The sequence below is a fragment of the Salinivibrio sp. IB868 genome (assembly GCF_001995655.1).
GTDB lineage: Bacteria > Pseudomonadota > Gammaproteobacteria > Enterobacterales > Vibrionaceae > Salinivibrio > Salinivibrio siamensis.
Window position 1 is genome coordinate 362,518 of record NZ_MUEW01000003.1, and the last position, 16,050, is coordinate 378,567.

8 protein-coding genes are annotated in these 16,050 nt (G+C 50.9%); 7 read left to right on the forward strand and 1 reads right to left on the reverse strand.

Annotation, left to right across the window (positions count from 1 at the left end):
- The first annotated feature begins 56 nt into the window (after nt 1-56).
- The 3 genes from rbfA (at nt 57) to rpsO (ending at nt 1,832) form a co-directional block, all read left to right on the forward strand.
- Nucleotides 57-449 (forward strand): 30S ribosome-binding factor RbfA, encoded by a 393-nt coding sequence (gene rbfA / locus BZG20_RS05310; RefSeq protein ID WP_046075120.1) that lies wholly within the window; start codon nt 57-59, stop codon nt 447-449.
- A gap of 3 nt (nt 450-452) precedes the next feature.
- The gene (gene truB / locus BZG20_RS05315; RefSeq protein WP_046075121.1) at nt 453-1,409 is read left to right on the forward strand and encodes a tRNA pseudouridine(55) synthase TruB; all 957 of its coding nucleotides are present in this window, start codon (nt 453-455) and stop codon (nt 1,407-1,409) included.
- A gap of 153 nt (nt 1,410-1,562) precedes the next feature.
- A complete protein-coding gene (gene rpsO / locus BZG20_RS05320) occupies nt 1,563-1,832 on the forward strand; it encodes a 30S ribosomal protein S15 (RefSeq protein WP_046075122.1) in 270 nt (89 codons plus the stop codon).
- A gap of 137 nt (nt 1,833-1,969) precedes the next feature.
- Here rpsO and metE read toward each other — a convergent pair whose 3' ends face one another.
- Nucleotides 1,970-4,240 (reverse strand): 5-methyltetrahydropteroyltriglutamate--homocysteine S-methyltransferase, encoded by a 2,271-nt coding sequence (gene metE, locus BZG20_RS05325; RefSeq protein WP_077578314.1) that lies wholly within the window; start codon nt 4,238-4,240, stop codon nt 1,970-1,972.
- Between the two features lie 101 nt (nt 4,241-4,341).
- On the opposite strand from metE, the gene BZG20_RS05330 reads away from it, so the two are divergent.
- From BZG20_RS05330 to BZG20_RS05345, 4 genes are all read left to right on the forward strand, one after another.
- Nucleotides 4,342-5,238, forward strand: coding sequence for a LysR family transcriptional regulator (locus BZG20_RS05330; RefSeq protein ID WP_077578349.1), 897 nt, complete (start codon nt 4,342-4,344; stop codon nt 5,236-5,238).
- 222 nt (nt 5,239-5,460) lie between these two features.
- Entirely contained in the window at nt 5,461-12,417 is a 6,957-nt protein-coding gene (locus BZG20_RS05335) for an Ig-like domain-containing protein (protein WP_077578315.1), read from the forward strand.
- A 63-nt stretch (nt 12,418-12,480) separates the two neighbouring features.
- Nucleotides 12,481-14,643, forward strand: coding sequence for a type I secretion system permease/ATPase (locus BZG20_RS05340; protein ID WP_077578316.1), 2,163 nt, complete (start codon nt 12,481-12,483; stop codon nt 14,641-14,643).
- Nucleotides 14,643-16,037: an HlyD family type I secretion periplasmic adaptor subunit gene (locus BZG20_RS05345; RefSeq protein WP_231637435.1), complete on the forward strand. Its 1,395-nt coding sequence runs from the start codon at nt 14,643-14,645 to the stop codon at nt 16,035-16,037. Before BZG20_RS05340 ends, BZG20_RS05345 begins: the two co-directional genes overlap by 1 nt.
- Nucleotides 16,038-16,050 lie beyond the last annotated feature (13 nt).

Here is a 16,050-nt window from a genome sequence, read left to right on the forward strand (position 1 = left end):
ATACACCGTGGGGGGAGGCGCATGCGCTTACCCCCATTTTATTGAGAGAAAAGAAAATGGGTAAAGATTTTAGCCGCACAGACCGCGTCGCCCATCAGCTGCAAAAAGAAATTGCACTGATACTGCAGCGCGAGATTAAAGATCCGCGTATTGGCATGGTCACTGTCTCTGATGTTCAGATTTCACGTGATTTGGCGTACGCGAAGGTTTTCGTCACGTTTTTAACCGTTGACGAGCAAGCACCGACAGAAAGCCTCAAAGCCCTCAATGAAGCGAGTGGTTATATCCGCTCTTTGGTTGGAAAGGCCATTCGTTTGCGTGTGACCCCAGAACTGACGTTTGTGTTTGATGAGTCACTCACTGAGGGTATTCGTATTTCCAACTTGGTAAGCAAAGCGGTGCGTAGCGATGATGAGCGCCGTGGTGAAGATGACAAAGGTGAGGAGTAATAGATGGCGCGTCGTCAACGTCGTCGAGGTCGTCCAGTCGATGGCATTATCCTGCTCGATAAGCCCACGGGCATGACCTCTAATGATGCCTTACAAAAAGTAAAACGCATCTTTTTTGCCGAAAAAGCAGGCCATACGGGCGCACTTGATCCACTCGCAACCGGTATGTTGCCCATTTGCCTGGGCGAAGCCACCAAATTCTCCCAGTTTCTGCTCGACTCTGATAAGCGTTATCGCGTGGTCGCAAAGCTGGGTGAGCGGACGAACACCTCTGACGCCGATGGCGATGTGGTGGAAACCCGAGACGTGAAAGTTAACCTAGGCTTACTCGAGCGTTGTATTGCTAAGTTCCGTGGTGAAACCCAGCAAATTCCTTCTATGTTCTCGGCGCTGAAGTACCAAGGGAAACCTTTGTATGAATACGCGCGCCAAGGTATTGAGGTGCCGCGTGAAGCGCGTACCATCAAGGTGTATCAGATTGAATTGCTGCGCTTTGAAGGTGATGAGATAGAAATGGAAGTGCATTGTTCCAAGGGCACTTATATTCGCACTATCGTCGACGATCTGGGTGAAATGTTGGGCTGTGGGGCGCATGTGACGGCCTTACGTCGTACTGGCGTATCAGCCTACCCAACGCGCCAGATGGTGACGCTTGAGCAACTGGAAAGCTTGCTCAATCAAGCCAGAGAGCAAGAGATCCAGCCTAAGCAGTTGCTCGATCCTTTGTTGCTGCCACTCGATACCGCGGTGCAAGACTTACGTGAAATTAACTTGCTGCCGGTGATGGCCAGCTATGCATTGCAAGGGCAAGCGGTTCAAGTGCCCAATGCTCCCACGAGTGGTTTTGTTCGCTTAACGGCGGGCGATGAGCGTCACTTTATTGGGGTGGGAGAAATTGACGCCGATGGCTTGGTAGCACCGCGTCGTTTGGTGGCCAGTCGCCAGCCCGACGCACGCTAGAAACATGATGCCTTTGCGCGTGGTGACGGCAAAAAGAGGCGCGGATAGATTGCTACCTTAGACGAAAGTCAGTAGAATATGCGCCTTCGGGCACCGGCTGAATCAGAGATTGGCTGGTGCATGATAATCACACACTCTTATTAGGAGAGCATTATGTCTCTGACTGCAGAAGCAAAAGCACAAATCGTTGCTGATTTTGGTAAAACTGAGAACGACACTGGTTCACCAGAAGTTCAAATCGCCCTTTTGACCGCATCAATCAACGATCTGCAATCGCACTTCGCTGAGCACAAAGGTGACCACCACAGCCGTCGTGGCCTGCTACGCATGGTTTCACGTCGTCGTAAGCTGCTGGACTACCTGAAAAAGAACAACGTTGACCGTTACTTGGACGTTATCAAGCGTCTAGGCATCCGTCGCTAAGATTCTGGAGAAAAGGGAGCTCAGGCTCCCTTTTCTTTTGCGATAAAAAACGCGCCACCGGAGTTATCCGTGGCGCGTTTTTTTATTTGACGCTATCTTGATTCTTCGCCTTGCTGACGCAGCGCCATTGACGCTGGTTATTGGCGAAGTGTTTTCGCCGCAGCGACCATGTTTTCTAGGGCCGGGATCACTTCATCCCATTGCCGGGTCTTTAATCCACAGTCCGGGTTCACCCACAACCTTTCTTCGGGGATCCGCGCAGCGGCTTTGTTCATCAAGCCCACAATTTGTGCTTGAGTGGGCGTATTGGGGGAATGAATATCGTAAACGCCTGGGCCGATGTCATTGGGATAATCAAAGTGATCAAACGCGTCCAGCAGTTCCATATCCGAGCGTGAGGTTTCAATGGTGATGACGTCAGCGTCCATATTCGCAATCGATGCAATGATGTCGTTAAACTCGGAGTAGCACATATGGGTGTGGATTTGCGTCTCGTCACTCACGCCATTAGCCGCAATTTTAAACGCATTGATGGCCCAGTCGAGATAGTGTTGCCATTCACTGCGACGCAGAGGTAGGCCTTCACGCAGGGCTGCTTCATCAATCTGAATGATCTTGGTGCCAGCTTTCTCGAGATCTTGCACCTCTTGACGGATCGCCAGCGCCAGCTGGTTACAGGTTTGCGATCGTGGCTGATCATCGCGGACAAACGACCAGTTGAGAATCGTCACCGGTCCGGTAAGCATGCCCTTGAGCGGCTTATCGGTGAGAGATTGTGCGTACTGCGTCCATTCTACAGTCATTGCTTTCGGGCGTTCGATATCACCAAATAAAATCGGCGGCTTCACACAGCGAGAGCCATACGATTGCACCCAACCGAACTGGCTAAACACATAACCATCCAATTGTTCGCCAAAGTATTCCACCATGTCATTACGCTCGGCTTCACCGTGGACCAAAACATCGAGCCCGAGAGCTTCTTGTTTGTCGACCGCATGGGCGATCTCTTTGCGCATGATGTCTTGATAGGTCACCGCATCAATCTCGCCTTTTTTGTATTGCAAGCGCGTTTGGCGAATGGTGCTCGTCTGCGGGAATGAGCCAATGGTAGTGGTCGGGAAGCGTGGCAGGTTGAGCTGCTCGTGTTGCAAGCGAATGCGTTCTGCAAACGGGCGTTGTCGCCTACCCAGATGCGGTGTAATCGCCGCCAATGCAGCTTGCACATTAGGGTTGTGCACGCGTGGTGACTGCTGACGACTCTCAATAGCTTGGCGGTTGTCGGCCAGTGCTTGTTGAACGCTTTGCTTGCCATGGTTGAGCGCGTTGGCAAGCACATCCAATTCATCAAGCTTTTGATGGGCAAAGGCGAGCCAGTTTTTTACTTCAGGATCGAGCTTGTGTTCGCTGGTCAAATCGACGGGCACATGGAGCAATGAACAAGAGGGAGCGAGCCAGAGACGATCGCCCAGTGCTTGGTGAGTGGGTTCAAGCCAAGCTAGCGTGGCATTAAGATCGGTTTTCCAAACGTTACGGCCGTTAATCACACCAAGAGACAGGACTTGGTGATCGCCAAGTGCTTCTTGGTACGACGCAACATCCCCTCGGCCACGAATCGCATCCAGGTGCCAACCGTCAACGGGCAAGGATTGCGCCAATTGACGATTTTCAGCTTGCTCGCCGAAGTAGCTTGCCAGCAATAACTTCACGTTGGTTTGGCTTAGCGTCTGATACGCGGTTTTTATTGCTGTTTGCCACGCAGGGGCAAGCTCAGTGACCAAAATAGGCTCATCGATTTGAACCCATTCAACACCTTGTTCTGCCAGCGTGCTCAGGAGCGATTGATAAACTGGCAAGAGTTCATCAAGCAGATCCAGCTTGTTAGAAGCATCTTTTTCTTTACCTAACCACAGATACGTGACGGGGCCGACTAAAACAGGTTTGGCCTGAACACCGGTTTGTTTGGCTTCTTCTATTTGCGCCAATAGACTTTCAGCATGCAAGCTAAAGGTGGTTTGTGCTGTGAATTCTGGCACGATGTAGTGATAGTTGGTGTCAAACCATTTGGTCATTTCACCAGCGTGGACACATTGGCAGCCAGTATCGTTCGCCGAGCGACCACGGGCGACGCGGAAATAGTTATCGAGGGTGTTATCTTGATGATCAGCCACACGGTCAGGGACATTGCCGACTAAAAAGCTGGTGTCGAGTACATGGTCATAAAAAGAAAAGTCACCCGCTGGAACGGCATCGAGCTTACCTTGTTGTTGCCAATGGGTACGGCGTAGAGCCGCCGCAGTATTGGTTAAATCTTGCTGGGATGATTCGCCACGCCAGTAACGTTCGAGTGCAAATTTTAGTTCGCGCTGTGCCCCTATGCGGGGAAAACCGAGGTTATGAGTTTTAGCCATCTATACGTCCTCCTTTAAGTTGAGTTCAGCATAGGGCTTTCTCGTTATGAACTAAAATGGCATTATTTCATCAATTAATGAAATTTGGTCATGGAAAAGACATGTTAGAACGTCATCATCTTCATATTCTGCGTGCCATCAAAGAGCAAGGATCGCTTACCGCCGCGGCAGAGACGCTTTATCTCACCCAATCTGCCATTAGCCATGCGATGAAAAAATTAGAAAGTCAGATAGGCGTTAGCCTGTGGAAAAAATCAGGCAGACAATTACATTTCACTCAGGCTGGTGAGTACTTGCTGACCCTCTCTGAGCGTATGCTCCCTCAATTTGAGCATGCCGAGCAGCAACTTAAACAATTTGCACAAGGTCAGCGCGGCACCCTGCGCATTGGCATGGAATGTCACCCCTGCTATCAGTGGCTGCTTAAGGTGGTTGAGCCTTTCTTGCACCAATGGCCGGATGTGGATGTTGACGTGAAACAAAAGTTTCAATTCGGTGGTCTAGGGGCATTATTTGGTCATGATATTGATGTGCTCGTCACTCCGGATCCCTTGTTTAAACCAGGTATTGAATACGTCTCCGTGTTTGATTACGAATTAGTGCTTGTGACTCATCCACAGAGCCCGCTGGCATCGCAGTCTCATGTCGAACCCCATCAGGTGACACAAGAAGTGCTCATTACCTATCCTGTTGACCAAGCGCGTTTAGATGTGTTCACGCAGTTTCTCGCCCCGGCACATTGTGCGCCACGCAAACACAAAACCATTGAAACAACAGATATTATGCTACAAATGGTTGCGGCAGGACGAGGCATTGCGGCCTTACCGAAGTGGCTGGCAAAAGAGTACCAACAACAACTTAACTTACATGTTCTACGTATGGGAAAAAGCGGCATCAATAAATCCATCCATCTAGGAATACGTGCTGGAGAGAGAGAGGATTATATCGAGGATTTTATTCGGCAGGCGAGTGTGACCAGTATCCATCACAAGCTGTGATGCACATGGCACAAGAAAGTGGAATAACCTCTTCTTTGCAAATAACTTTCGTGTCATCGCACTGCCGTAGTTTCAGTCTCATTGTTGTCTCATTTTTGAGCCGTATAAAGCGCACATTTCCTAGTAAAATCACTTTCGGATAAGTCTAATTAGACCGATAATGTATCAAGGTTCGCTTTTTCTGAAAGCAGATCACACTTTGTTTAGCTAAAGAGTCCGGCTATGAAATCAATCTCGCTATCTCGCAACGTAATTGTCGAAAATATTCAAGGAAACGGTGTTGTTCTTGTCAATGGGGCGCCTATGACGGTTTCTGAGGGGATGTCATTTCCCGCAGGAACGGAGCTTGTATTGCCCGACAACAGCGATGCTGTGATTGCATTGAGTAACGGCGTATTGCTCACTTTGGAATCGCAAGGCGGGGAGCCCGGCTCCTTGATTGATAATTTGCCGCAAGACGTGCAAGACGAAATAGCCGACATTCAACAACAAATCTTGGAAGGTGAAGGCGAGATCACCATTCAAGAAGACCAAGCGACCGCTGCAGGTGGTGAAGCAACGGGTAGTGGCTCATGGAGCTATGTCAACTTGGAGCGAGATGGAAGCGAGACCATTGCGAGCTCTGGGTTTGACTCTGACTCGATTGCCAACAATGCAGGCGCAATTGGCACGGACGAAGAAGACGGTTTTGGTCGCTTGGTGGACGTTACTGCCCCCAACGCCCCTGGGGTCACTATCCTCAACGATGCAAACAATGATGGTGTGATTAGCAGCCAAGAAATTGGCGACGGTATTCGAGTGTCTATCGATCTGACCGGCACCAACGCCAATCCAGGCGATGTGTTAACGGTGAATGGACAGACGTTCACCGTGACGGAAGATAATATTACTGACGGAACTGTCATCGTCACCCTCCCGGATACGCCCGCAGACGGTGAAACGCTTACCGTAGAAGCCACCATTACCGATATCTCCGGCAACACCTCAGCGCCGGGGAGTGATCAAGCAGACATTGATACCAGCGCGGACGCGGGCACGGTCAGCGTGAACAACATCACCAGCGATGACGTGATCAACGCGCAAGAAGCGGGCGAGACCATCACGGTCACCGGCAGCGCGAGCGGCGGCGACATCGCCGCAAACGATCCGGTCACCATGACCATCAACGGCACCGAGTACACCACCACCGTGGATGAAAACGGCGAATGGAGCGTGGACGTGGCCGGCAGCGACCTAGCGGCGGACACCGAGTTCGAGGTGGTCGTGAGCTCGTCGGATGACGCGGGCAACACGGTAGAGAGCACTGGCTCATCAGAGCATACGCTGGATACGGCGGCCCCAGGCGAAGGTGGCGATAGCAGCAACAGCATCGCGTTCGACGATGCCGATGGCCTGATCAACGACAACGAACAAGACGACGTCGAGTTCACCGGCACGGTGGAAGACGGTGCGTCGATCGACAGCATCGTGATCACCGACAGCGCAAATAACAGCGTCACCGTGGCGGAAGGCGACATCAGCGTGGATGGTGATGGCAACGTGACCGTCACAGGCCAAGACGTGAGCGGCCTGGCCGATGGCGAGCTGACCGTGACCATGACGGTGACCGATGAAGCCGGAAACCAGGGCAGCGTGGATGACACCGCGACGCTGGATACATACGCGGATGCCGGCACGGTCAGCGTGAACGACATCACCAACGATGACGTGATCAACGCGCAAGAAGCGGGCGAGACCATCACGGTCACCGGCAGCGCGAGCGGCGGCGACATCGCCGCAAACGATCCGGTCACCATGACCATCAACGGCATCGAGTACACCACCACCGTGGATGAAAATGGCCAGTGGAGCGTGGACGTGTCCGGCAGCGACCTAGCGGCGGACACCGAGTTCGAGGTTGTCGTGAGCTCGTCGGATGACGCGGGCAATACGGTAGACAGCACCGCGACCTCCACGCACACGGTTGATACCACCGCCCCCAATCCCCCAGTCATCACCAATATCACCGATGACTCAGCTGGTAGTGATTACAGTGACGTCACTATGCACGGTACGGGTGAACCTGGAGCAACCATTTCGATTTATTTCGAAGGCGAGACTGGGACACCACTCGCTCAGGCAACCGTGCAGGCAGACGGTTCGTGGACTATTGATCTAGAAAGTATTGCTAGTATTGGCATTAACGAAAATGTTCGTTTAGAGGCGGTACAAAGTGATGATGCAGGAAATCAAAGCGAACCGTCGGAGGCGGTTCATTACTGGCACGGCAACTGGGCCAATGCCAATACCGAAACAGGTGATGATTACGTACTGACCGGCGGAGACAATGATACGGTTAATATCATTACTGATGATGCTAACGATCAACTCGTCATTGACGGCGGCGTAGGGAATGACAAGGCGGTGTTTAATGCCAGTGTCGACAACCTATCGTTCAGTAAAGATAGTAATGGTTACGTCATTGTTGAAAACAGTGACACCGGAGATCGTGTTGAGCTGCGTGATTTTGAATCGATCAATATAGATGGCGATGACAAGAATATCGATGAGCTCTTCACGCCGACTGTCGATATTGTCGAAGATGCCGATGATGATGGCGTGATTAGCAGTGCCGAGCTCGATGGCCAGGTCGACGTCATCGTCGAGTTGCCAGCCGGTGCCGTGGCCGGTGACACCATCCGCGTCAGCGATGGCACCACCATCAACGAGATAGTGTTGGTCGAGGGCGACATCGATAACGGCAGCGTAKCGACCTCGTTCGATGCGCCAGCGGAAGGTGAAACCCTCGAGGTGACAGCGGTGCTGGAAGACCAGTTCGGCAACACCTCGGCAGAAGGCAGCGACAGCGCCGTGCGCGACACCCAGGCGGGTGACGACAACASCGCGCCGACGGTCACCATCACCGAAGACGCCAACAATGATGGCGTGATTAGCAGTGCCGAGCTCGATGGCCAGGTCGACGTTAACGTCGAGTTGCCAGCCGGWGCCGTGGACGGTGACACCATCCGTGTCAGCGATGGCACCACCACCAACGAGATAGTGTTGGTCGAGGGCGACATCGACAACGGCAGCGTATCGACCTCGTTCGATGCGCCAGCGGAAGGTGAAACCCTCACCGTGACCGCAGAGCTGGAAGACCAGTTCGGCAATACATCAGAACCAGGCAGTGATAGCGCCGTGATTGACACCCAGGCGGGTGACGACAACACTGCGCCGACGGTCACCATCACCGAAGACGCCAACAATGATGGCGTGATCAGCAGTGACGAGCTCGATGGCCAGGTCGACGTTGAAGTCGGCTTGCCAGCCGGAGCCGTGGACGGTGACACCATCCGCGTCAGCGATGGCACCACCACCAACGAGATCGTGTTGGAGCAGAGCGACATCGASAACGGCAGCGTAGCGACCTCGTTCGATGCGCCAGCGGAAGGTGAAACCTTCACCGTGACCGCAGAGCTGGAAGATCAGTACGGCAATACATCAGAACCAGGCAGTGATAGTGCAAGAATAAACGCGACACCTGATTCAGACGACATACCTGTGTCGACTGATGAAGATAGCGTGTTAACGGGTAACCTTTTACAAGACGGTAATGCAACAGATAGCGATGGGGATTCGCTCACCGTCACTTCCTTCACCATTACTGGTCAAACTGAAACCCACGCCGCGGGTGAGTCAGTCGCGATCGCTGATGTCGGTGAAATTACCATTGGCGAGAATGGAGATTATACCTTTACACCAGCAGAGCATTGGAGTGGTGACGTACCGGATATCACCTACGTCGTTCAAGATGAATACGGCGACACCACGGAGGCAACGCTCGATATCAGTGTGACGCCTGTGGCTGATGCCCCTGAGCTCTCACTGGGTACGCTTGAGTTGGACTTTGTTTCCACATCTCTTAACGCATCAATTTGGAATTCGGTTGATGTGGGTAGTCCAAATGGTGCAGGTCAAGGTGTTGATGCCGAGACGCTGATCAATGCCGTGAATGGCGCTGGAGAGCCAGACTCTGAGTCAACGACCAACGGCGCTTCTGTCGACTCCAGTTCGGGGCTCGATGCGAGCCAGGCCATGGTGACTTCAGGATTAATCTATCTAGAGGCAGGTAAAAGCTACAACTTTGGCGGGTATGCGGATGACAGTGCTGCAATCGTCATTGGTGGCGAAGTGGTTGCGGAGGGTCGATTTGGCAGTCACGGTACCTCTCCAGGTGGTGCAAGTGGAAGGGGGCAATTCAGCGGCGAATTTACGCCATCAGAAAGTGGCTATTATTCGTTAGACGTTTACACCCATAACCAAAATGGTCCGGGTGGGTTCGACATTGAAGTCGCCGTAGACGATGGCGCTGCCGTTGATTTAAATACCAGCAACTTTGATCTTGCGCCAAATACCGATGCGCTAGAAGACGAAGGCTTAAGCGTTAAGGACTACGACGGCGATGACAAAGGCGGGTACTACACCATTAATGAACCAGGTGAAGGGCATGCTGGCCAGCCGATTAAGTTACCACCAATCAATGCTAGCTTGGTAGATCAGGATAGCTCTGAGACGCTGAGCCTCACGTTAGATGATATTCCTGCTGGTTCGACGCTGTCCGACGGTAACCAGGAGGTGATTGTTGAAAGCGGCTCTATCTCTCTTGAGGGCTGGGACTTGTCCAACCTTTCTATTTCGGTGCCTGAGCAATCTGAAGGCGAGATCAACCTGCAAGTGACGGCAACTAGCACCGAGAGTGGCAATGGTGACACGGCGAGTGTGACGGAAGAGATTCGAATTTCTGTACTGCCGATCTCGAACGGTTTGTCGGTCTCTGCTTCGTTGTCGTATTCAGGCGATAACCACTCGGCAAATGAGCTTATCGATTACGCAGAACAGCATGATGGTGGGTCATCTGACCAATATGATCAAATAGTTAGCGTTGGTGATAGTAGCTCAGGTGCTGTTGATGTAAATACGGGCAATGGGAATGATCTTATTGTTGGTGGTAATGGCGGTGGTTCATATGCGTTGCGTGGAAATGATGGTGATGATGTCTTTGTATCACGAAATGCGAGTGCTGCCTCAACGGCTTATTATGGAGGAAGTGGTGATGACACTGTCTACCTCCAAGGAAACCGTGAAGATTATCAAGTAGAGACTTTTAACGGTTTTAGCGATGCGGTTCGCTTAGTTTACCAAGATGACCACACGCAAAATGCTAATCATGATCTATACAGTATCGACACTGTCTATTTTGCGGATGGTAAGTATGTCGTTGACGATGGTGAACTGACCAAAGTTGCGGATATTGTGCAGCTGGATGTTGATGTGACGTTGAACGATAACGACGGCTCTGAACAAATCACATCAGTGATTATATCGGGGCTGCCGGAAGGAGGCAGCGTACCAGATGGCGAGCAGCTTGATTCAGGTGATTGGCAAGTGCCGATTGATGCACTGCAGCCAAACCCAGGCTCGGATGCTGGTTTCTCCGTCACGCTTGAGTTGCCTGAAGGAAGTGCGCCTGATTTATCCGTGACTGTTGGTGCGACAGAAGTTGATGAAAACGGTAACCCTGTCGACTTGCCTGAATATGCAACGGCGCAACCAGGCACAGCCGTGCTGCCACCGAATGATCCTAATGGTGATAACACAATTGAAGGAGGCTCAGGTGATGATGTTATTCTTAGTGATATTGGAGGGGTGGAAGATAACTCGACCGCACCAACAAACTACAATATCGCGTTAATTGTTGATACGTCAGGCAGCATGGGATATGCATTAGAGCCGGGAAGTTCTGAATCGCGACTCGATGTGTTGAAAACGTCGTTGAAGTCGATGTTGGAGAATATTTCTGATCATCCAGGCACGATCAATCTGGCATTGGTAGACTTTAACTCCTCTGCGACCTTAACAATTAATATTGATAACTTTACCCAGTTAAGTGAATGGGAGCATGATTGGTATGTTGATCGTGTTATAGATTCTCTTCAGTCTGACGGGGGAACTAACTACGAAGCGGCCTTTAATCAGGCGTCTTCATGGCTAAATACGCACTCGGACGCGAACAGTGAAAACTTGTCATTCTTCCTAACTGACGGAAACCCGACGCTTTCGAATAGCAGTAATTACTCAGGAAATACGACTGAGTCCTTTGAGTTAAGGGATTCTATTGAGGCATATGAGTCACTTGCTGAGAGCTCTACTGTTCGAGCTATCGGCATTGGAAATGGAGTGAATGCCGATATCCTCAGGTTCTTTGATAACACCAATGTATCTGGATCAGGAACGTGGAGCGACTACTGGGGAAGTGTCAGTGCGCCAACTGGGGATGTTGAAATCGTTAATACAGCTAATGATCTTAGTGCAGCACTCGATGAAGGCGCTAAAGAGATCAATATGCTTCCGGTCGGTGATGATGAGGTAATCGGTAATGCCGGTGACGATATACTCTTTGGCGATGTCATTAACACTGACAACCTACCTTGGGGTGAAAATGGTCTGACACGGCCTGAGTCGCTACCAGATGGATCGGGCGTGGAGGCGTTGACTACATTCCTTGAAATGAAAAATGGCGCAGCGCCTTCTGACATCGAGCTGTATCAGTACATTAAAGATAACCACGCGTTATTTAATGTCGATGGGGATACCCGAGGTGGCGACGATACTCTCGAAGGCGGAGAGGGTAATGATATCCTCTACGGCCAAGGCGGTGATGACACTCTCATTGGTGGCCGAGGTGAAGACACATTAATCGGTGGTACCGGTAGCGATAAATTCCAGTGGTCTCTCGAGGATATGCCATCTTCTGCCGACGGAGATGAGTCAGAAACCGATGTGATCATTGATTTTGACAACCAAGGTGATTCACAAGATACCCTCGCGTTTGTCGATGATTTAACCCAGCTCATTAAAGATGGACAGGTTTCTATTTCATGGCAAATCACAGACAGTGGTGAGGCTGAGGGCACGTTAACTATCGGTATTGATGCCGACGGCGATAGCCAAATGGATCAACATATTGATATTGAAAGCCTGAGCGTCGTTACCAACGGTGGTCAACAAGAAGTCGTGATCAATACCTTGATTGGTGGTCAAGAAGGAGAGCTACGATTGACGCAAGGTGATGAGCATGCTGAACTTTCAGTAGGAGACAGCCAAGACCTCGAAATCAAAGTGGATACGGCGGACTGGTAATCGCAATCAGGCAGCGGCTATCATGTCGCTGCCTGTTATTTTTCGGTCAAAAGAGAGACGTAAGTGACTGACCAATCAAGTAATAATCAATCCGTGCAATGGAAGATAGCCGCGGGTGAGCAGCCTACCGACGATCCCTTGCTGGATTGCTTGGTATTGCTTACCGAACACTATGGCACACCCTGCTCGGGCGATGCGTTAGTCGCGGGCTTGCCGATGACCAATGCGTTACTCACTCCGGATATGTTTCCGCAAGCGGCGGGCCGAGCGGGTCTTGCCGCCCGTTTGTCACGCCGTAATTTGGATAATTTAGGGCCACTGCTCTTACCCTGTGTGCTCTTGCTCGCCGATCAAAAAGCCTGTGTATTACGAGAGATCGATAATGAAGCGGGTACCGCGTTGATTCAGTTACCAGAAAATGGTGGCGAACAAACCATGCGGCTCGAGGCGCTCGAGTCGATGTATGTGGGTTACTGCTTTTTGATCAAGCGCCAGTACCGCGGCGATCAATCGGTCGACTTGCACCTTCATGACAATAAAATCCACTGGTTTTGGCAAACGGTCAAAGACGCAGCACCTATCTATCGCGATGCGTTATTAGCCTCTGTGCTAGTGAACCTATTCGCGCTGGTCTCGCCGTTGTTCGTGATGAACGTCTACGACAAAATCGTCCCCAATTTGGCGTTTGAGTCCTTGTGGGTGTTAGCCAGTGGCGCGACGCTTGCATATTGTTTTGACTTTTTAATGCGCAAGCTTCGTTCATATATGATTGATATGGCGAGTAAGAAGGTCGATATTATCGTCTCCTCTCGCCTGTTCGCGCGGCTGATGGGCACACCGCTTGTCAATCGAGGAAGCAGTGTCGGTGCAACCGCAAAGCAATTGGGTGAATTTGACTCAGTGCGCGATATGCTGACGTCAGCGACCATCACGACCTTGGTGGACCTCCCGTTTGCCGTCTTTTTTGTTGCCATTATCTATTTGGTGGCCGGGGATCTTGCGATCGTCCCTGTCGTGGCGGGTTTATTGATCTTAGGGTATACCGTCTCGGTGCAGCCTAAACTACGTGCGGCCATTGAAGAGAGTAACAAGTACGCGTCCGAGCGCCATGGCCACTTGATCGAAAGCCTCTCGGCACTAGAGGGCGTTAAAGCCAGTGGTGCGGAAGGGATTGTGCAGCGTAGTTGGCAACAAATGACCGCGCATACAGCTAATTGGAACTTTAAAGTTAAACAAATCACCAATAATGTCTCTTACATTGCTACCTTTATCACCCAAATGATGGCAATCGCGGTGGTGATCCTGGGGGTATACCGGGTGGCGGACGGGGATATCTCCATGGGCGGGATCATCGCTGCAGTGATGCTTTCCAGCCGGGCGGTGTCACCGATGGCGCAAATGGCCAGCTTGCTCAATCGTTGGAATCAAACCAGTACGTCACTGCGGCAGCTAAATGCGATGATGGAGCAAGAGGACGAATTTTCTGACAAAGGACACTTGGTCAGTCGCAAGCGCTTAAAAGGCGAGCTCAGTGCGGATAATCTGGCTTTTAACTATCCAGAGACAGAAAAGCCTGCCCTATATCCGCTTAACTTTCGGATTCAAGCGGGAGAGGTGATTGCCATCTTGGGGAAGAATGGCTCAGGAAAAACGACCTTACTGAAGCTGTTAGCGGGGCTTTTTCAACCTAACCAAGGTAGCTTACGGTTTGATGGTGTGGATAGTCGCCAAATACACCCTTCAGACCTGCGTCGCAACGTGGGCTATTTGGCGCAGGATGTGACGCTGTTCCACGGCACTATTCGCGAAAACATCATGTTTGGAACACGCCAAGTGACCGAACACCAACTGATGCGTGCGGTTCAGCTGTCAGGCGTGAGTTTGTTTACTGCGCAAGATCATGAAGGTTTAGACAAACAAGTCGGGGAGCGCGGTGAAAGACTGTCTCGCGGCCAACGGCAAGGGGTTTCCTTGGCGCGAGCATTACTTAACGAGCCCCCCATGCTCGTCATGGATGAGCCGACGGCCAGCCTAGATGCACATGCCGAAAACCAGTTTATTAAAGCGATGGAAGTCGCTGCGAAGTCGCGCACCTTGGTCATGGTGACACACAATATGGCCCTCCTTAACATGGCGCAGCGTGTGATTGTGATGGATAAAGGTCGAATTGTAATGGATGGCCCGCGCGATAAGGTATTGAGCAAGCTCAATAAAGGAAGTGTGTAATGGGCAAAATGGTTAAAAAAACGAGTCAACCCACCGATCTCGACATGGTTGATGACGTTTATGGCGCCATGATGACAGACACGCCGCTCAAGTACAGAGCCGTCGTTTGGGTCGCTTTGCTCCTTATCGTCAGTTTTATTGTTTGGGCCGCTTTTGCTGAGCTTGATCGTGTGACGCGCGGCAATGGCAAGGTTATTCCGCCGTCTCATGTTCAGCTTATTCAGAGCCTAGATGGTGGCATCTTACAAGCCATGTATGTGGATGAAGGTCAACTGGTTGAAAAAGGGATGCCTTTAGCGCGTATTGATGACACACGCTTTCGCTCTGACCTTGCTCAACAAGAGCAAGAGGTCGATAGCCTGCGCGCGTCGGTGACGCGGATGTATCATGAGCTTGATAGTGTCACGCTACAACCGGCCAGTAAGCCATGGCAACAACAAATCGATGTCACCATGCGGCCGATGACGTTTCCTAATGAATTAACCAGCAGAAAACCGAATTTGGTTGCACGACAAAAATCGGAATACCGCAGTCGACTTGAGAGTCTCAGTAACCAATTAGAAATCCAAGCTCGTCAAATTGTACAAAAAAAACAAGAGCTGGAAGAGGTCGCCTCTAAAATAAAGACCTTGACCAACTCGATGTCAATTATGCAGCGTGAGATCAATATCACACGTCCTTTGGTCGAAAAGAAGATTGTCTCAGAAGTGGAACTTCTCAAACTAGAAAGACAGATCAATGATATGGACGGTGAGCTGACCAACTTAAAGCTTTCGCGGCCAAAGATAAAAGCCTCATTGGATGAAGCGATATTAAAACGCCGAGAAGCGGCTTTGCAATTTATCAGTGAAACACGGGCTAAACTGAGTGAAACAGAGGCACGTTTATCACGATTAACAGAAGCGAAAGTAGGCGCTCAAGACAAGGTGAATAAAGCGGTTATCACCTCTCCGGTTGATGGCACGGTGAAAACAATACATATCAATACCCTCGGTGGGGTCGTTGAGCCGGGCGAAGATGTGATTGAAATTGTGCCAACAGAAGATCAGCTGCTCGTCGAAGTGAAAATTTTGCCAAAAGATATCGCCTTTCTTCATCCTGGCCTGCCAGCGGTGGTAAAAGTAACCGCCTATGACTTTACTCGTTACGGCGGCCTGGACGGCACCGTCGAGCACATCAGTGCGGATACGACGCAGGATGAAGAAGGCAATAGCTTTTATTTAGTACGGATAAGAACGGAATCATCACACTTAACCAGGGAAGATGGTACGCCTATGCCGATTATCCCCGGCATGTTGACGTCGGTGGATATTATAACCGGGAAGCGTACCGTGCTTGAGTACATACTCAATCCTATCTTACGAGCAAAAGAAAACGCACTACGTGAGCGCTGAGAAATAGACTAGT

Coding starts and splice junctions, on each gene's coding strand:
- metE (WP_077578314.1), bottom strand. CDS start 4,240: ATGGCTAAAACTCATAACCTCGGTTTTCCCCGCATAGGGGCACAGCGC.
- rpsO (WP_046075122.1), top strand. CDS start 1,563: ATGTCTCTGACTGCAGAAGCAAAAGCACAAATCGTTGCTGATTTTGGT.
- BZG20_RS05345 (WP_231637435.1), top strand. CDS start 14,643: ATGGGCAAAATGGTTAAAAAAACGAGTCAACCCACCGATCTCGACATG.
- rbfA (WP_046075120.1), top strand. CDS start 57: ATGGGTAAAGATTTTAGCCGCACAGACCGCGTCGCCCATCAGCTGCAA.
- truB (WP_046075121.1), top strand. CDS start 453: ATGGCGCGTCGTCAACGTCGTCGAGGTCGTCCAGTCGATGGCATTATC.
- BZG20_RS05330 (WP_077578349.1), top strand. CDS start 4,342: ATGTTAGAACGTCATCATCTTCATATTCTGCGTGCCATCAAAGAGCAA.